Raw genomic sequence first — 16,413 nt, 5'->3', positions numbered from 1 at the left:
CTATGACTTTCAAGACAATGCTGACCGGCGCCTTGCTCGGCGCCATTATGTCCACCACCGCCTTCCACGGTGCATTCGCCGCTGACGACACGATCAAGATCGGCGTGCTGCACTCCTTGTCCGGCACCATGGCCATTTCCGAAACCACCCTTAAAGATGCGATGTTGATGCTCATCGACGAGCAGAACAAGAAGGGTGGCGTTCTCGGCAAGAAGCTCGAAGCCGTTGTGGTCGATCCCGCATCCGACTGGCCACTCTTTGCTGAAAAAGCCCGTCAGTTGATCAGCCAGGATAAGGTCGCTGCCGTTTTCGGTTGCTGGACGTCGTCCTCGCGCAAATCCGTTCTGCCGGTGTTCGAAGAGCTGAACTCCATCCTATTCTATCCCGTGCAGTATGAGGGCGAAGAATCCTCCCGCAACATTTTCTACACCGGTGCCGCGCCGAACCAGCAGGCCATTCCCGCAGTGGATTATCTGGCCAACACCGAAGGCGTCGAGCGCTGGGTTCTGGCGGGTACGGACTATGTCTACCCACAAACAACCAACAAAATTCTCAAGGCCTATCTGGAATCCAAGGGCGTGAAGCCTGAGGACATCATGGTCAACTACACGCCATTTGGCCATTCGGACTGGCAGACCATCGTCTCCGATATCAAGAAATTCGGCTCGGCTGGCAAGAAGACGGCCGTCGTTTCCACCATCAATGGTGACGCCAACGTTCCCTTCTACAAGGAACTGGCAAACCAGGGCGTGAAGGCCGAAGATATTCCAGTCGTGGCCTTCTCTGTTGGTGAAGAAGAGCTTGCCGGTCTCGATACGGGCCCGCTGGTTGGCCACCTTGCTGCCTGGAACTACTTCCAGTCCGTCGATAGCCCTGCCAATGCCGAGTTCATCAAGGAATGGCACGCTTTTACAAAGAACGACAAGCGCGTGACCAACGACCCGATGGAAGCCGCCTATATCGGTTTTAACGCGTGGGTGAAGGCCGTTGAAGCCGCTGGCACGACGGAAACCGACAAGGTTCTCGACAGCATCATCGGTGTCTCCGTGCCGAACCTCTCGGGCGGCTACTCCACCGTCATGCCGAACCACCACATCACCAAGCCGGTGCTGATCGGTGAAATACAGGCGGATGGCCAGTTCCAGGTCGTTCAGGAAACGCCACAGGTTGTTGGTGACGAATGGTCGGACTACCTGCCTGACTCGAAAGACCTGATCTCCGATTGGCGCAAGCCAATGTCCTGCGGCAACTTCAACGTTGCGACGGGCAAGTGCGGCGGCAAGGGTAGCTGATACGCGCGAGGGCCGGGAGTGCTAGTCAAGTGATTTGGCTGGCACCGCTCCTCTCACGCAACGTAATCCTCGGGCTTGTCCCGAGGATCTGCTGCCTCCGCTCCACACTCTTCGTCAACGAGAATACGCCGCTGCTGTGGTAGATCCTCGGGCCAAGCCCGAGGATGACGTGGAGAGGGAGGCAGAATCCGAGGGCCAAATCCCTCTTCTGTTACGTTTTGCCAGCCTGTATCTAGGTGCAGCGCAGGCTCCAAGGGGGACTTGGATCATGTTTCGTCGTTTGTTCGTCACCATTAGCTTGCTGCTCAGCATCGTTTTTTCTGCCTTCGCTCAGCAAAGCGACCCAAAACCCCTCATCGACTCCCTCGGCACTGCCGATTTCAAGCAGGCCGAAGCGCTGATCGGGCAGATCGCGGCGACCGGAGACCCACGCGTGGTCCCGCCGCTGAATGCCTTTGCAGAGGGCGAGCTTTACGTTCGCAAAGCTGACAACCTCGTTTTCATGACCAAACCCGCCGGTGCCAATTTTACGCTCATCGATCCGCTGAACGGCGACAGTGTTGGTGAAGCGCCGAAGGCGGCGGTTGCCAAGATCAAGGTCAATAACAATCTTCGCCGCGTCATTCGCGCAGCCCTCGGCGGTCTGACGTTGCTTAGCCCGGAAAAGTCCGTCCGCCTTTCCGCAGCAGATGCGGTGCTGAAGGCGCCGAGCGCGGAAAACCTGCAATTGCTGGAAGCAGCACTTGCCAAGGAAACGGATGCGCAGGTGCGGACCCGCATGGAAGAGGCACGTGCGGTTTCGGTGCTGGCGTCCGACCGTTCCGTTGAGGAAAAACGCGCGGCGATCCAAACGATCGCGAATATCGGCGGTCGCGGTGTCATCGGCATTCTTCAATCTGCGTCTCCGTCGCTCGACCCGATGCTGCGCGAAGATGTGATGTCTGCGATCATCAAAATCGAAAGCACGCTGGCGCTTTGGGATGCCGCGCAGAACATCTGGTACGGCCTGTCGCTCGGCTCTGTTCTGTTGCTGGCGGCCATCGGCCTTGCCATTACCTTCGGCGTGATGGGCATCATCAACATGGCGCATGGCGAAATGGTGATGATCGGCGCTTACTCCACCTTCATGGTGCAAGAGGTGATCCGCAGCAACTATCCCGCTTTGTTCGATTGGTCGCTGACGATTGCGCTGCCGGTGGCTTTCCTCGTTACCGGTGCTGTGGGTTTGGTCATGGAGCGCGGGGTGATCCGTTTTCTCTATGGTCGTCCGCTGGAAACATTGCTGGCGACATGGGGCATTTCGCTGATGTTGCAGCAGGGCGTGCGTTCCATTTTCGGCCCGACCAATCGTGAGGTCGGCAATCCCAGCTGGATGTCCGGTTCCTTCAGCGTCGGCTATCTCAACTTCACCTGGAACCGCGTCTGGATCGTCTGCTTCTCGCTGTCGGTGTTCTTCGCCCTTCTGCTTCTCTTGAAGCGCTCCGCCTTCGGCCTGCAAATGCGGGCCGTGACACAGAACCGCCGCATGGCGTCATCCATGGGTATCAGGACGCCTTGGGTTGATGCCTTCACCTTTGCACTGGGTTCTGGCGTTGCCGGGCTGGCCGGTGTTGCGCTGAGCCAGATCGATAACGTCTCCCCAAATCTCGGCCAGTCCTACATCATCGACAGTTTCATGGTCGTGGTGTTCGGCGGGGTCGGTAATCTCTGGGGCACCTTCGTCGGTGCGCTGACGCTGGGTGTTCTCAACAAATTTCTTGAACCCACCGTCGGTGCGGTTCTCGGCAAAATCCTCGTTCTCGTTCTCATCATCCTGTTCATCCAGAAGCGGCCTCGCGGGCTCTTCGCACTCAAGGGAAGGGCCATAGAAGCATGATTACCGGCTTCCTCCTGCGCGCACTCGACCGCCGCATCTCCATTGCCATCGGCATCATTCTGGCGATTGCGCTGCTTGTGCCTGCGTCCAACCTGCTGCTTCCCGCAGACAGTGCGTTCCGCATTCCGACCTATATCATGTCGATGCTGGGCAAGTATCTGTCCTATGCCATTCTGGCGCTGGCGCTCGATCTTGTCTGGGGTTACTGCGGCATTCTCTCGCTGGGGCACGCAGCGTTCTTCGCACTCGGCGGTTATGCCATGGGCATGTATCTGATGCGCCAGATCGGCACGCGCGGCACCTATGGTCATCCCATTCTGCCCGACTTCATGGTGTTCCTGAACTGGAAGGAACTGCCATGGTTCTGGCATGGCTTCGACATGTTCTGGTTTGCCATGCTGATGGTGCTGGTCGTGCCGGGCGTGCTCGCCTTTGTCTTCGGCTGGTTTGCTTTCCGCTCCCGCGTCAACGGCGTCTATCTTTCTATTATCACGCAAGCGATGACCTATGCGCTGCTGCTCGCCTTCTTCCGCAACGATATGGGCTTCGGCGGCAATAACGGCCTGACGGACTTCAAGGACATCCTCGGCTTTTCCGTTCAGGCCGATGGTACCCGTGCCGTGCTGTTTGCCATGACGGCGATCATGCTGGCCCTTTGCCTGCTGATCGCCTCCGGCATCGTCAATTCCAAGTTCGGCAAAGTGCTCGTGGGTGTGCGTGATTCCGAAAGCCGTGTGCGGTTTCTCGGTTTCCGGGTGGAGAATATCAAGCTCTTCACCTTCGTCGTGTCTGCCATGATGGCGGGTATTGCGGGTGCGCTTTTCGTGCCGCAGGTGGGCATCATCAACCCCGGCGAATTTGCGCCTGCCAACTCCATCGAGGTTGTCGTGTGGACGGCTGTCGGCGGGCGCGGCACGCTGATCGGACCGATCCTGGGCGCAATCCTGGTCAACGGTGGCAAGAGCTACTTCACCGGCGCATTCCCTGAATTCTGGCTGTTTGCGCTGGGCGGGCTGTTCATCGCCGTCACGCTGTTTTTCCCCAAGGGCATCGTTGGGACCATCCAGCATTATTGGGTGGGCCGCCGTGAAAAGAGCGCCGCCTCGGCGGCGGAGGCGAGCAGGAATGTCGGCAAAGACGACGGGCCTAAACCGGCACAGCAGGCAGCGGAGTAGAGACCATGAACACGATTGCCGAAAACAGAACGAAAAGCCTGCTCTATCTGGATGGCGTATCCGTGTCGTTCGATGGCTTCCGGGCCCTCAACTCGCTGTCGTTTGTCGTCGAGCCGGGAGAGTTGCGCGCCATCATCGGCCCAAATGGTGCTGGCAAGACGACGATGATGGACATCATTACCGGCAAGACGCGGCCCGACAGCGGCACCGTGCTGTTCGAAGACAGCATCGACCTCACGAAGAAGGACGAGGCGGATATCGCGCAGCTCGGCATCGGGCGCAAATTTCAGAAGCCGACCGTGTTCGAAAGCCACACGGTCTGGGACAATCTGGAACTGGCGCTGAACCGCAAACGGGGTGTCTTCGCCACGCTGTTTTATCGTCTGACGGAAGAGGACAAGGCTCGTATCGAGGAAATCCTTTCGACCGTCCGCCTCGGTTCCCGCCGCAACGATCTGGCCGCCAATCTTTCTCACGGGCAAAAGCAATGGCTGGAAATCGGCATGCTGCTGGCACAGGAACCGAAGCTGTTGCTGGTGGATGAGCCGGTGGCAGGCATGACCGATGCCGAGACGGCTGAGACGGCGGTGCTGCTGAAGGAAATCGCCAAGACCCGCTCCGTGGTGGTGGTGGAACACGACATGGGCTTCATACGCGAGCTTGGTGTGAAGGTGACGTGTCTGGCCGAAGGATCGGTGCTGGCTGAAGGATCAATTGATTTTGTGTCGAGCGATCCGAAGGTAATCGAGAACTATCTGGGGCGGTAGAAAGAGAAGGGTCCTACTTGCGCCTGTCATAAGAACCGGATTTAAATCCTGAAATTTAAAATCTGGAGTTGATTTCATGGCGTTGATCGGACTTTTGGTAATGGCAATTGGCGGTGCGGCGGTTTGGTATTGGCGGCTGAAGATGATGCGAGAAGCGGGCAGTGAAATCATCGATACGGTTGAGAAAATGCGCGGCGCCTATAAGCGCCGGTCCTTTCGCAAGAAGGCCGAGATCGCACCGATTGCCTCCATCCGTGATCCAGCCATCGCTGCCGTTGCCTTCTTCATGTGCCTCGCCAATGAAAAGCCGATGCATGTGGAAGCGGCAAAACTGGTTGTTCGAGACAGGATGAAAAACATCATCGCGTCAAAGGACATGGAAGAAGTGATCGTCTTTGGAGAATGGGCTTCGAAGAATGTCGTCAATCCCGAAGATCCCATTCGCCGTTTCCGCCATATCTGGGCGAACGCGCTGGATGTCGATGAACGGCTTCAACTGATCGATATTGCCGATGAGGTCGCCCAAGTGGGTGGCGAAAAGACCAGCGAACAGGAGCTTGCCTTGCAGGCTTTACGGCGAACCTTGCTGAACTAAAACAGGTGGATGAATGCTAAGCGTCGACAACATCAATCTCCATTACGGTGCGGCGCAAGCCCTGCGAGGTATTTCGCTCAATGCGGAAATGGGCAAGATCACCTGCGTTCTGGGGCGCAACGGCGTGGGCAAGAGTTCTTTGCTGCGGGCCGTGACCGGCCAGCATCCGCTCAGCGGCGGCACGATAAGTTTCGGGGGCGAGAGCCTCAACGGGCTTGCTCCTCACCAACGCGCCAAGCGCGGGGTGGGTTATGTGCCGCAGGGCCGGGAGATTTTTCCGTTGTTGACGGTGCAGGAAAACCTGCAATCGGGTTATGCGCCGCTGCCGCGCAAGGAACGGTTCATTCCTGACGATATTTTCAGCCTGTTTCCGGTGCTTCAATCCATGCTGTCGCGGCGCGGGGGTGACCTGTCCGGCGGACAGCAACAACAGCTTGCCATTGGGCGTGCGCTGGTAACACGTCCCAAAATCCTCGTACTGGACGAGCCGACCGAGGGTATTCAGCCATCCATCATCAAGGACATCGGGCGGGCGATCAAATATCTGCGGGATTCCACCGGCATGGCGATCCTGCTGGTGGAACAGTATCTGGACTTCTGCCGGGAGCTTGCGGATTACGTCTACATCATGGACCGCGGCGAGATTGTTCACGAAGGTGTGGCTGAAACCTTGGATACGGCTGAGGCGCGGAGACATCTAACGGTATAATAATACCTTATACTATCATTTTCGGCTCACGAACGGATAACAATGATGTAAATCGTGACCGCTATTGCAGCTTTGCATAGCATTCATGCGCAATTTTAGCGTTTCATTGAGTAATACGTGTGTTATTGGCAACGAAACTGCTGCATGCAAGACACAATGGCTGAGCCATCTGCATGCCGCTTCCGTCGATCCCTTACATTCCACATATTTTCCGGCATAGTAGGCCGGGAACAGTGCCAATAAAGGCGTGCCGATGAAATTTACGACTGCTGCTAGCCGGTTGCTCCGGTTTGTCCGTCCTGCTCGCGTTTTGGTCGCGGGCTTTGCCATTCTCACAGTCACGAACGCCGCAGCTTTGGCTTCGAGCTGCGGGCAGACAATGCAACCGGGCAGACACGCGTTTTCTCTCATGTCTGAGGGCTCTAAACGCTCCGGCGTTTATTTTGTTCCGTCGTCTTATGACGGAAGCAAGAAAATGCCTGTCGTGTTCGATTTCCATGGCAGCAACAGCAATCCGAACGGACAGCTGGACCGCAGCGGCTGGGATAAAGTCGGCGAGCGCGAGGGCGTTATCGTCGTGGCGCTTCAGGGCAGCCTCAGCGGCGAGTTGCCGGGCACAAACGCCTGGAACGTTCCCGGCGTGACCAAGCGCGACGGTGGGCTGGATGAGCCCGGTTTTATCCGCGACGCGATCACCATGGTAAAATCCAAGCTCTGCGTGGATGAAGCCCGTTTCTACGGCTCCGGTTATTCCGGTGGCGGGCGCATGTTGTCGCAATATCTGTGCGGGGGCAGCAATGATTTCGCAGCTGCCGGTTTCGTGGCATCTTTGCGCGCGGGCCTGCCGATGGAAAATCAGGGCAAGTGGGCACCGGACGCCAAAAGCTGCACGCCCGCAAAGCCGCTCTCCATCGTTGCCTTCGCTGGGCTGAAGGACCCTGCCAACCCTTATCAGGGTGGTGGCAAACCCTATTGGCAGTACAGTGGTGAGACTGCGTTGAAGCGCTGGGCGGAAATCGATGGCTGCAAGGGCGCGGTCAAAAGCAAATCCACCGATAGCTTTACTTTGAACTCCTATGACGTCTGCAAAAGCGGTGCGCGCATCCACTCCTACGTCATCGATGCATGGGACCATGCCTGGCCGCGCGCAACGATGAAGGCGGACATGGTCGCATCCGCTGCAGCTGTTATTCGCAAGCCCGTCAGTGAAGCCGCCGGCAAGGTTCAGCAGGCCGTGGACCGTAAAATGCCGACTGAAATCATTCGGCAGGTTGATGCGGCTGAGAGAATGTGGGACTTCTTCCAGAATACGGAAGGGCAGATGGTTGTCGACGCGACGGCGAAGACGGATTGCTCTGTGAAAGCGGTTCCCGCTTCCGCATCCGCCAAAGCTTCGGAGACGACGTGCAGCCAGACCAGCAAAGCATCCCTGAACCCCGTCCGCAGCGCGCCCGTGGCCGAGGACGCATTGTAACGAAAGCCCTGAATGGGCGCAGCCGTCTGGACGAATTGTTTCAGGAAGGCTGCGCCAAAATCCGGTTGCCCGAAACCTTTTCCAACGAAATGGAAGCCGTTCTCATCAACTCCTCCGGCGGTTTGACCGGAGGCGACGAGATGGAATGGCAAGCGGTTGCCGGTGCGGGGACATCGCTCGTGGTGTCCACGCAGGCCTGCGAAAAAGTCTACAAAGCCGCCTCCGGCACGACGAAAGTCACCGCCCGCGTCACTGTTGGGCCCAACGCCAGACTTCACTGGCTGCCACAGGAAACCATCCTTTTTGACCGCGCTTCCCTGACGCGCAGGCTGGAAGCGGATATCGATGCCTCCGCCGAATTCATTGCTGTCGAAGCTGTTTTGCTCGGTCGTCAGGCCATGGGCGAGATGATGGAGGAGGGGCTGTTTCGAGACCGCTGGCGCATTCGCCACGGCGGCAAGCTGGTTCATGCGGAAGAATTGCGGCTGGACGGGAATATCGCAGAACTGACCCGCACGTCCCCTGTTCTTTCCGGGCAGGTTGCTTTCGCCACCCTGATTTACATCGGCCCTCTCAGTGAAGCGCTATTGCCTAAAATCCGGGCTATTGCTGGAATTTCCGGCGGCGCCAGCGCCTGGACGGGAAAGCTCGTCGTGCGTCTTTCGGCGCAGGATGGTTTCACCCTGAGAAAAATGCTGTTTCCGATCATTTCGCTCTTGCGAAATGGTGCGCCAGTGCCGAAAGTCTGGAATCTCTGATGCGCGAATTAGTTAAGAGTTCGAGCGTCCTTTATGCGTTCTAAAAAAACGCATGGCGCTCTAGAAACGGGACGACCATGAACCTCACCCCCAGAGAAAAAGACAAGCTTCTGATTTCCATGGCTGCCATGGTGGCACGTCGGCGTCTGGAGCGTGGCGTCAAGCTCAATTACCCCGAAGCCATTGCCCTGATTACCGATTTCGTCGTGGAAGGCGCGCGCGATGGCCGCGCAGTCTCTGAGTTGATGGAAGCCGGTGCGCATGTCATCACCCGCGATCAGGTCATGGAAGGCATCGCCGAAATGATCCACGACGTGCAGGTGGAAGCAACCTTCCCCGATGGCACCAAGCTGGTGACCGTGCACGAACCAATACGCTAAAGGATCAGCATATGGCGCTGGAACTTCGCCCCAACTGCGAATGCTGTGACAGGGATTTAGCCCCCGATAGTCTCGATGCGATGATGTGTTCGTTCGAATGCACCTATTGCAAGGATTGCGCCACCAACACGTTGGCGGGCATCTGCCCCAATTGCGGTGGAGAGTTGGTGCGGCGTCCCGTGCGCCCGGCGGGCAAGCTGGTGAACAATCCAGCCTCGACGATCCGTGTATTGAAAGCCGAAGGCTGCGCTCCGATCAAAGCGGCGTGACGATTAAAGGAAAAGATCATGATTCCAGGTGAAGTCATTGCCGCAGATGGCGAGATCGAACTGAACGCCGGTAAGCCCACCATCACGATCGAGGTTTCCAATACGGGCGACCGGCCGGTTCAGGTTGGCAGCCACTATCATTTTGCGGAAACCAATGCGGCTCTCGATTTCGTGCGAGAGACCGCGCATGGCATGCGTCTGGATATCCCTGCCGGTACAGCGGTTCGTTTTGAGCCGGGTCAGAAGCGTGAGGTGACGTTGGTGCCGCTTTCAGGCAAACGCGAAGTCTATGGTTTTCGCAAACTCGTCATGGGAAAGCTGTGATGATGATCGCCACGTCGTTGCGCCATATGTCACTCAGCTTTTTGCTCGCCTTGGCAGCGTTGCCCTCTAGCGTCATGGTCGACCGGGCGTTTGCGCAGGAAGAGCCAGATTGTGACTCGCCGACGACGCAGGCGGATATGAATGCCTGTGCGGCGATTGAATATGAAACGGCTGACAAGGATTTGAATGCGGCCTATCAGCAGGTTCGCAAGAAGATGAGCGCGTGGGACAAGGCCGCTGACGATGATAGCAAGGGCGCGGTCGATGCGCTGGTTGCCGCGCAGCGCGCGTGGGTCGAGTTCCGAGACGCCAATTGCGAAACGGCAGGCTTTCAGGCGCGTGGTGGCACCATGGAGCCAATGCTTGTTTCGTCCTGCCTTGCCGATATGAGCACGAAACGCGCCGAAGAGCTTCGCACTCTTGCCGATGGGTTTTGATTTGATCGCCGCTTTTGTTTTCTCCGCCTTCCCAGGAGCCTGATTTCCATGCCTTACAAGATTTCCCGCGCAGCCTATGCCAGCATGTTCGGCCCCACGGTGGGCGATAAGGTGCGTCTTGCCGATACCGAACTCTTCATCGAGATCGAGAAGGACTTCACGACCTATGGCGAAGAGGTGAAATTCGGTGGCGGCAAGGTCATTCGTGATGGCATGGGACAAAGCCAGGCCACGCGGGCTGAGGGTGCGGTCGATACCGTCATCACCAATGTCGTCATTGTCGATCACAGTGGCATCTACAAGGCTGATGTCGGCTTGAAGGATGGGCGCATCCACGCCATCGGCAAGGCGGGTAATCCCGATACGCAGCCGGGCGTGACGATCATCGTCGGCCCCTCCACGGAGGCCATTGCCGGTGAGGGCAAAATCCTCACGGCAGGCGGCATGGACGCGCATATTCACTTCATCTGCCCACAGCAGATCGAAGAAGCCTTGATGAGCGGCATCACCTGCATGCTGGGCGGCGGTTCCGGCCCGGCGCACGGCACGCTTGCCACCACCTGCACCGGTGCTTGGCACATCGAACGCATGATCGAAAGCTTCGACGGTTTTCCGATGAACCTTGCGCTTGCGGGCAAGGGCAACGCCTCGCTGCCCTTGCCGCTGGAGGAAATGATCCTCGCTGGTGCGTCGTCGCTGAAACTGCATGAGGACTGGGGCACAACGCCAGCTGCCATCGACAATTGCCTGAGCGTTGCCGACGAATTCGACGTGCAGGTCATGATCCACACCGATACGCTGAACGAAAGCGGCTTCGTGGAAGACACGATTGCCGCCATCAACGGGCGCACCATCCACGCCTTCCACACGGAAGGGGCGGGCGGTGGCCATGCGCCTGACATCATCAAGATTTGCGGCAATCCCAACGTCATCCCGTCGTCGACCAACCCGACGCGACCCTACACGATCAACACGCTGGCAGAACACTTGGACATGCTGATGGTCTGCCATCACCTGTCGCCGTCGATACCGGAAGACATCGCCTTCGCCGAAAGCCGCATCCGTAAGGAAACCATCGCGGCAGAAGATATTTTGCACGATATCGGCGCCTTCTCGATCATTTCCTCCGACAGCCAGGCCATGGGCCGCGTGGGCGAAGTCGCCATTCGCACGTGGCAGACGGCGGATAAGATGAAGCGCCAGCGCGGTCGTTTGAAGGAAGAGAAGGGCGAGAACGATAATTTCCGCGTTCGTCGTTACATCGCCAAATACACCATCAACCCGGCCATCGCCCATGGTATCAGCCACGAAATCGGTTCCATCGAGGTTGGAAAGCGGGCCGATCTGGTGCTGTGGAACCCGGCGTTCTTCGGCGTGAAGCCTGAAATGGTGTTGATGGGCGGTTCGATTGCCGCGGCGCCGATGGGTGATCCCAACGCCTCCATCCCGACTCCCCAGCCAATGCACTACCGACCTATGTTTGCTGCTTACGGCAAACTGCGTACCAACTCTTCCGTCACCTTCGTATCGCAGGCTTCGCTGGATGCCGGTTTGTCGCAACGACTGGGTGTGGCCAAGAAGCTGGTGGCCGTGCGAAATGTGCGCGGCGGCATCTCCAAGGCATCGATGATCCACAACTCGCTGACGCCGCATATCGAGGTCGACCCTGAGACCTACGAGGTGCGGGCGGATGGCGATCTCCTGACCTGCGAACCCGCTACTGTACTGCCCATGGCGCAACGTTATTTCCTGTTTTGAGACAGCGTACGATCGGCGGAAGCATTTCCTCCTGTGCATGACTGCCTTGCAGACGCAGGTTTTTGCTGCGCTGCAACCTGATTTGGTTTATCCCGAAAACCTGTTTTCAGGCGCGATCGGTTCTCAAGAATTTTGCGCCGCAACGCTCATCAGGAGAAAATCATGCTCGGTAAAAAAGTGCCTGCCGTTACCTTCCGCACGCGTGTTCGCGATGAGGCCGTTGGTGGCCCAAACCCCTATCGTTGGCAGGATCTGACCTCTGACGATTACTTTAAGGGCAAGAAGGTCGTTCTTTTCTCGCTGCCTGGCGCTTTTACACCGACATGCTCCACCCTTCAGCTGCCCGACTTCGAGCGTTTGACACCGGAGTTTCGCGCCCTCGGCATCGATGAAATCTATTGCCTTTCGGTCAATGATGCCTTCGTTATGAACGCTTGGGCCAAGGGTCAAAACCTTGAAAACGTCAAGGTCATCCCCGATGGTTCCGGCGAATTCACGCGCAAGATGGGCATGCTGGTCGCCAAGGACAATCTCGGCTTCGGAATGCGTTCCTGGCGCTATGCCGCCATCGTCAATGACGGCGTGGTCGAGCAATGGTTCGAGGAAGAGGGCTATTCCGACAATTGCGAAACCGACCCCTATGGCGTTTCCTCACCGCAGAACATTCTCGAAAACCTCAAGGCGCGTATGGCCGCTTGAGGTTTTAACGATGGCGATACGCAGCCCGGCCTCGCGCCGGGTTTCGTTTTTTGCAGGCATTAATATTTCCAAGCGCCAACCGTTCAAAAAACGGACAGAAAAATCAAAATGACTGTTTCCGCTTTGCCATTTGGGTCGTGCCATTAGACTATAGGCTAAGACGCTGCGCGAAGCGGTTTGCCAGCGTTTGCGCTGTTTCTGCTGCGGCGCAATAAAAATAATTACATAATTCTGTTCATTGCGCAGTATTCCACAAATATACCTCCGGTAGCTAAAAATTTAGACAATTGATTTACTTCCAGCCAATCTCTGATCTTTATCGATCATGTCATGCAAGGGTGAGGTGTGATGACTGAACGTTTGAGGAAATTTATTTCATTAGAAATGAGTTTAAGCGATCCCCGCGAAGGGCAAAATCTTCGCACTTTTGCGACCAAAATGGTGTTCATTTCCATCATTCTGTCTGTGCTGGTCAGTTGCGCGGTCATCGCCGTTGCGAGCTTCTTCCACCTGTTGCCACTGCCGCTTTTCGAAGCGCTGGGTTACAGCGTCGTCATGGCGTGGATCGTCGGCGGCATCGTTACCGGCATGCTGTGCTCCGTCATCGGGACAGCGATCCGTAAGCTGCACGAATCCCACGCGGAATTCGAGCGGTTGAGCAGAACCGACACCCTGTCGGGACTGGCGAACCGCCGCGCGTTCAACCAGTCCTTCGATGAAGTCGTTGACGACGCTTCGCTGGCGATCTTCGATCTCGACCGGTTCAAGCGGATCAACGACAGCTACGGCCATGCCGCCGGAGATGTTGTCATCAGACGAGCGGCGGCAGCCATCGAAGATGTGTTCGGGGATTTCCACTGCGTGGCGCGGCTGGGCGGAGAGGAGTTCGCCGTCATCGTGCGCGGCGGGCTGCGCAAGGACAGGCTGACGCTGATCGAACTGGCCCGCATCCGCGTTTCGTGCCTGACCATCAACTATAACGGCACCCAGTTGCAGACGACGGTCTCCGTCGGTGTTGCCGATATCGAGCCATCGCGGTCCAAACACGACACCTTCGCGATTGCCGACAAGGCGCTCTATCTCGCCAAGGCATCGGGCCGCAACTGCGTGTGTCACGAAGAAGAGCTTCCCGTTTCCCACGTCATCGAAAACCTGAAATCCAATCTGCTCGTCGCATCCTGACATCATCATTCAAGCGCCTGTATGAGCGCGCATTTTGCCGGCATCGACTTGCATTCCCCCGCGTGATCCTTCAACTTCCAAAGCACTGAAATTCAATCTGGAAAGATCATGCTGCGCGTTCAATCCTATCTACCCGCTGGCACGCCTGCGGACGAACCGACCGGTTATGTCACTCTCGCCCACGACCAGAGACACCTGCGGCGCAAATTGCTGCATCTTCAGAATGACGAGATGGTGATGCTGGATCTGAAGGAAGCGGTGCTGTTTGCCCATGGCGACTTGCTGGTGGTCGAGAATGGTGATCTCGTGGAAGTCCGGGCGGCAGATGAGAAGTTGTTCGAGGTGAAAGCCAAAAACACGCTGCACCTCATCGAGCTGGCCTGGCATCTGGGCAACCGGCATTTGTCGGCGCAGATTGAGGAAGGCCGCATCCTCATCCTGCGGGACCACGTTATCAGGGCCATGCTGGAAGGACTGGGTGCGACGGTGCGGGACATCGATGAGCCGTTCCAGCCTGCGCGGGGCGCTTATCACGCCCATGGTGGCCATGCCCACGCGCATGACCATCATCACCACAGCCACGATTAAGAGATGACAGCGGGGAACGTGGACGCACTGCTGCGACTGCTGACTTGGATGTCGCCAGCGTTTCCGCTGGGGGCGTTTTCCTATTCCGGTGGTCTGGAAAGTGCCGTGAACGACCGGCGCGTCGTCAACGCCGCCGATCTGCGGCAGTGGATTTCCGTCATTTTGGATCGTGGAACGTTTTGGAATGATGCCGTTCTATTCTCTCAGGGATGGACTAGTTACGGGGAGGCCGATGCTTTGGCTGAACTCGTGGAACTGGCGCAGGCGCTGGCGGGGTCGGCGGAACGTTACCGCGAAACGGTGTTGCTGGGAGATGCCTTCAAGGATGCTGCCATTGCGTGGCCAAACGCGGTTTTCGAGCGCCTGCCGAGGAGCACGCCCTATCCGATCGCGGTGGGGGCCATTGCTGCGGCCCATGGAATTGCATTGAGGGACGCCTTGGCGGCCTATCTGCATTCATCGGTTTCGCAAGTCGTCTCTGCTGGCATTCGTCTAGGCGTGGCTGGACAGAAGGATGGCGTTGCTATTCTGGCGCATCTGGAGGCAAACATTGCCGCTGTTGCCGAGCGCGCTGCGGCGTCAACGCTCGATGATCTGGGCTCGGCGACCATTCTGGCTGATATGGCGGCCATGCGGCATGAGACGATGGAAACGCGACTATTCCGATCATAGGCCCGGCGGTGAAATAGAATGAACGAAATGCTTGGAAGGAAAATGGAATGAAATCGCGAAATGGCCCTTTGCGGGTCGGTATCGGTGGGCCTGTCGGCTCTGGCAAGACCGCGCTGACGGAAAAGCTTTGCAAGGCAATGAGCGCGGATTATTCCGTCGCAGTCGTGACCAACGACATCTATACCAAGGAAGATGCCGAAGCGCTGGTGCGAATGCAGGCCCTGCCGTCTGAGCGCATCGTGGGTGTAGAAACCGGCGGATGCCCGCACACAGCCATTCGTGAGGATGCCACGATCAACCTTCAAGCCATCGCTAGTCTCAACGAACGCTTCCCCGATCTCGACATCGTCTTCATCGAATCCGGCGGCGATAATCTGGCGGCGACCTTCTCCCCGGATTTGGCGGATATCACCATTTATGTGATTTCGGTCTGTCAGGGTGAGGAGATACCGCGCAAGGGTGGTCCTGGCATCACGCGCTCAGATATGCTGGTGATCAACAAGAAGGATCTAGCACCCTATGTCGGCGCTGATCTCGACGTCATGGATGGTGACGCGACGCGGATGCGCAAGGACATGCCCTTCATCTTCACCGATATGAAGCGCGGTGATGGCGTGGATAGCATCGTTGGCTTTCTGAAGCAGCACGGCGGTTTGTAATATCAAACGGAGCGGTCGCGCTCCGTTTTCGATCGTTTTACAACTGCTTGAGGGCTGCGATATCGCTGACCTGAATGATCCGGCCTCGCACGATGACACCGACATCGCGAAGGCTGGAAAAGGCGCGTGACAGCGCTTCAGGTGCAAGGCCGAGTTTGCCCGCCAGAACGCTTTTCTGGAACGGCAGCCGCAGTGAAAAGGACGTGGCGTCTCGTGGTCCCTGCGTGACAAGATAGTTGGCGACACGCTGGGGTGCGGTCTGAAGCCGATCATTAGCCACACAGTCCATCGTCGTCGTCAGACTGCGCGAGAGCCACTGCATCAGGGTTCTGGCAATTTTTGGATCGTCCTCGACCATGGTTCTGAGACGGTCCAGATCGAAGCGGGAGACGGTGCAGCTTTCTGCTGCCTGTGCGTGGTAGTGATATCGATCCGTACCGAAAATCAGGCATTCGTTGAAGCTGTCGCCGGGCCCGCAAATCCTCACATCGGCCTCGCGTCCATCCTTGCTCAGACGGTAGAGGCGGACATAACCGTTGAGAACGCAGTAGAGATGTTCCGCGTGATCGCCCGCGCGAAACAGGACGCTGCGTGCGGGCACGGTGACGATGGTCGATGCCTCCATCAGCTTCGCCGCCGAGATGTCGTCTCCAGCGCCGATGAAGGGCGCATTCAAAAGGATGGTTTTCTCTTTGCTGTTCAGTTTTACCATGCCGTTCACGTCCAGCGTACTCCCCGAAAGCCTTCAGACCGGACGGATGCTTGGTCTGAGGACGATGTTCCCATGCGCGTAAGATAA

At 57.4% G+C, this 16,413-nt stretch carries 19 protein-coding genes; 18 read left to right on the top strand and 1 reads right to left on the bottom strand.

The features are described 5' to 3' along the window. The first annotated feature begins 2 nt into the window (after window positions 1-2). From urtA to ureG, 18 genes are all read left to right on the top strand, one after another. Window positions 3-1,292, top strand: a complete 1,290-nt coding sequence (urtA, locus tag HRR99_RS11440; protein ID WP_111837690.1) for an urea ABC transporter substrate-binding protein — start codon at window positions 3-5, stop codon at window positions 1,290-1,292. A 268-nt stretch (window positions 1,293-1,560) separates the two neighbouring features. Continuing rightward, window positions 1,561-3,168 carry an urea ABC transporter permease subunit UrtB gene (urtB, locus tag HRR99_RS11435; protein ID WP_233121778.1) on the top strand — a complete coding sequence of 536 codons (1,608 nt, stop codon included), beginning with the start codon at window positions 1,561-1,563 and terminating at the stop codon, window positions 3,166-3,168. After that, a complete protein-coding gene (urtC, locus tag HRR99_RS11430) occupies window positions 3,165-4,343 on the top strand; it encodes an urea ABC transporter permease subunit UrtC (protein WP_233121777.1) in 1,179 nt (392 codons plus the stop codon). Before urtB ends, urtC begins: the two co-directional genes overlap by 4 nt. Window positions 4,344-4,348: 5 nt before the next feature. Continuing rightward, window positions 4,349-5,110, top strand: a complete 762-nt coding sequence (urtD, locus tag HRR99_RS11425; RefSeq protein WP_173998079.1) for an urea ABC transporter ATP-binding protein UrtD — start codon at window positions 4,349-4,351, stop codon at window positions 5,108-5,110. A gap of 76 nt (window positions 5,111-5,186) precedes the next feature. Next, window positions 5,187-5,705, top strand: coding sequence for a hypothetical protein (locus HRR99_RS11420; protein WP_233121776.1), 519 nt, complete (start codon window positions 5,187-5,189; stop codon window positions 5,703-5,705). A gap of 13 nt (window positions 5,706-5,718) precedes the next feature. Further along, the gene (gene urtE, locus HRR99_RS11415; protein ID WP_233121775.1) at window positions 5,719-6,414 is read left to right on the top strand and encodes an urea ABC transporter ATP-binding subunit UrtE; all 696 of its coding nucleotides are present in this window, start codon (window positions 5,719-5,721) and stop codon (window positions 6,412-6,414) included. 253 nt (window positions 6,415-6,667) lie between these two features. Continuing rightward, entirely contained in the window at window positions 6,668-7,888 is a 1,221-nt protein-coding gene (locus HRR99_RS11410; RefSeq protein WP_422387263.1) for a CE1 family esterase, read from the top strand. Then, window positions 7,819-8,646, top strand: a complete 828-nt coding sequence (locus tag HRR99_RS11405; RefSeq protein ID WP_233121774.1) for an urease accessory protein UreD — start codon at window positions 7,819-7,821, stop codon at window positions 8,644-8,646. Before HRR99_RS11410 ends, HRR99_RS11405 begins: the two co-directional genes overlap by 70 nt. 77 nt (window positions 8,647-8,723) lie before the next feature. Further along, window positions 8,724-9,026, top strand: a complete 303-nt coding sequence (locus HRR99_RS11400; RefSeq protein ID WP_045228552.1) for an urease subunit gamma — start codon at window positions 8,724-8,726, stop codon at window positions 9,024-9,026. An 11-nt stretch (window positions 9,027-9,037) separates the two neighbouring features. Next, window positions 9,038-9,295: a DUF1272 domain-containing protein gene (locus tag HRR99_RS11395; RefSeq protein ID WP_233121773.1), complete on the top strand. Its 258-nt coding sequence runs from the start codon at window positions 9,038-9,040 to the stop codon at window positions 9,293-9,295. A gap of 18 nt (window positions 9,296-9,313) precedes the next feature. Beyond that, on the top strand, window positions 9,314-9,619 hold the full coding sequence (locus HRR99_RS11390; protein ID WP_233121772.1) for an urease subunit beta: 306 nt from the start codon (window positions 9,314-9,316) through the stop codon (window positions 9,617-9,619). 26 nt (window positions 9,620-9,645) lie between these two features. Next, the gene (locus HRR99_RS11385) at window positions 9,646-10,056 is read left to right on the top strand and encodes a lysozyme inhibitor LprI family protein (protein WP_233123487.1); all 411 of its coding nucleotides are present in this window, start codon (window positions 9,646-9,648) and stop codon (window positions 10,054-10,056) included. A gap of 48 nt (window positions 10,057-10,104) precedes the next feature. Further along, entirely contained in the window at window positions 10,105-11,814 is a 1,710-nt protein-coding gene (gene ureC, locus HRR99_RS11380; RefSeq protein ID WP_233121770.1) for an urease subunit alpha, read from the top strand. 162 nt (window positions 11,815-11,976) lie between these two features. Beyond that, entirely contained in the window at window positions 11,977-12,513 is a 537-nt protein-coding gene (locus HRR99_RS11375; protein WP_233121768.1) for a peroxiredoxin, read from the top strand. A gap of 438 nt (window positions 12,514-12,951) precedes the next feature. Then, the gene (locus HRR99_RS11370) at window positions 12,952-13,695 is read left to right on the top strand and encodes a GGDEF domain-containing protein (protein WP_233121767.1); all 744 of its coding nucleotides are present in this window, start codon (window positions 12,952-12,954) and stop codon (window positions 13,693-13,695) included. A 108-nt stretch (window positions 13,696-13,803) separates the two neighbouring features. Continuing rightward, on the top strand, window positions 13,804-14,283 hold the full coding sequence (ureE, locus tag HRR99_RS11365) for an urease accessory protein UreE (protein WP_112498503.1): 480 nt from the start codon (window positions 13,804-13,806) through the stop codon (window positions 14,281-14,283). 3 nt (window positions 14,284-14,286) lie between these two features. Then, window positions 14,287-14,955: an urease accessory protein UreF gene (locus HRR99_RS11360; RefSeq protein ID WP_233121765.1), complete on the top strand. Its 669-nt coding sequence runs from the start codon at window positions 14,287-14,289 to the stop codon at window positions 14,953-14,955. A 47-nt stretch (window positions 14,956-15,002) separates the two neighbouring features. Next, window positions 15,003-15,614, top strand: a complete 612-nt coding sequence (gene ureG, locus HRR99_RS11355) for an urease accessory protein UreG (RefSeq protein WP_233121764.1) — start codon at window positions 15,003-15,005, stop codon at window positions 15,612-15,614. A 37-nt stretch (window positions 15,615-15,651) separates the two neighbouring features. Here ureG and HRR99_RS11350 read toward each other — a convergent pair whose 3' ends face one another. Continuing rightward, the gene (locus HRR99_RS11350; protein ID WP_233123486.1) at window positions 15,652-16,341 is read right to left on the bottom strand and encodes a Crp/Fnr family transcriptional regulator; all 690 of its coding nucleotides are present in this window, start codon (window positions 16,339-16,341) and stop codon (window positions 15,652-15,654) included. Between the last annotated feature and the right edge of the window lie 72 nt (window positions 16,342-16,413).

This window comes from Agrobacterium vaccinii (genome assembly GCF_021310995.1).
GTDB classification, from domain to species: Bacteria; Pseudomonadota; Alphaproteobacteria; order Rhizobiales; family Rhizobiaceae; genus Agrobacterium; species Agrobacterium vaccinii.
The sequence above is the reverse complement of the archived record's forward strand: the minus strand, read 5'-3'. Positions and strand labels throughout refer to the sequence as shown.

Excerpts from the sequence above, each read along its gene's own strand:
- urtA (WP_111837690.1), top strand. The coding sequence starts at position 3 with ATGACTTTCAAGACAATGCTGACCGGCGCCTTGCTCGGCGCCATTATG.
- urtB (WP_233121778.1), top strand. The coding sequence starts at position 1,561 with ATGTTTCGTCGTTTGTTCGTCACCATTAGCTTGCTGCTCAGCATCGTT.
- urtC (WP_233121777.1), top strand. The coding sequence starts at position 3,165 with ATGATTACCGGCTTCCTCCTGCGCGCACTCGACCGCCGCATCTCCATT.
- urtD (WP_173998079.1), top strand. The coding sequence starts at position 4,349 with ATGAACACGATTGCCGAAAACAGAACGAAAAGCCTGCTCTATCTGGAT.
- HRR99_RS11420 (WP_233121776.1), top strand. The coding sequence starts at position 5,187 with ATGGCGTTGATCGGACTTTTGGTAATGGCAATTGGCGGTGCGGCGGTT.
- urtE (WP_233121775.1), top strand. The coding sequence starts at position 5,719 with ATGCTAAGCGTCGACAACATCAATCTCCATTACGGTGCGGCGCAAGCC.
- HRR99_RS11410 (WP_422387263.1), top strand. The coding sequence starts at position 6,668 with ATGAAATTTACGACTGCTGCTAGCCGGTTGCTCCGGTTTGTCCGTCCT.
- HRR99_RS11400 (WP_045228552.1), top strand. The coding sequence starts at position 8,724 with ATGAACCTCACCCCCAGAGAAAAAGACAAGCTTCTGATTTCCATGGCT.
- HRR99_RS11395 (WP_233121773.1), top strand. The coding sequence starts at position 9,038 with ATGGCGCTGGAACTTCGCCCCAACTGCGAATGCTGTGACAGGGATTTA.
- HRR99_RS11390 (WP_233121772.1), top strand. The coding sequence starts at position 9,314 with ATGATTCCAGGTGAAGTCATTGCCGCAGATGGCGAGATCGAACTGAAC.
- HRR99_RS11385 (WP_233123487.1), top strand. The coding sequence starts at position 9,646 with ATGTCACTCAGCTTTTTGCTCGCCTTGGCAGCGTTGCCCTCTAGCGTC.
- ureC (WP_233121770.1), top strand. The coding sequence starts at position 10,105 with ATGCCTTACAAGATTTCCCGCGCAGCCTATGCCAGCATGTTCGGCCCC.
- HRR99_RS11375 (WP_233121768.1), top strand. The coding sequence starts at position 11,977 with ATGCTCGGTAAAAAAGTGCCTGCCGTTACCTTCCGCACGCGTGTTCGC.
- HRR99_RS11370 (WP_233121767.1), top strand. The coding sequence starts at position 12,952 with ATGGTGTTCATTTCCATCATTCTGTCTGTGCTGGTCAGTTGCGCGGTC.
- ureE (WP_112498503.1), top strand. The coding sequence starts at position 13,804 with ATGCTGCGCGTTCAATCCTATCTACCCGCTGGCACGCCTGCGGACGAA.
- HRR99_RS11360 (WP_233121765.1), top strand. The coding sequence starts at position 14,287 with ATGACAGCGGGGAACGTGGACGCACTGCTGCGACTGCTGACTTGGATG.
- ureG (WP_233121764.1), top strand. The coding sequence starts at position 15,003 with ATGAAATCGCGAAATGGCCCTTTGCGGGTCGGTATCGGTGGGCCTGTC.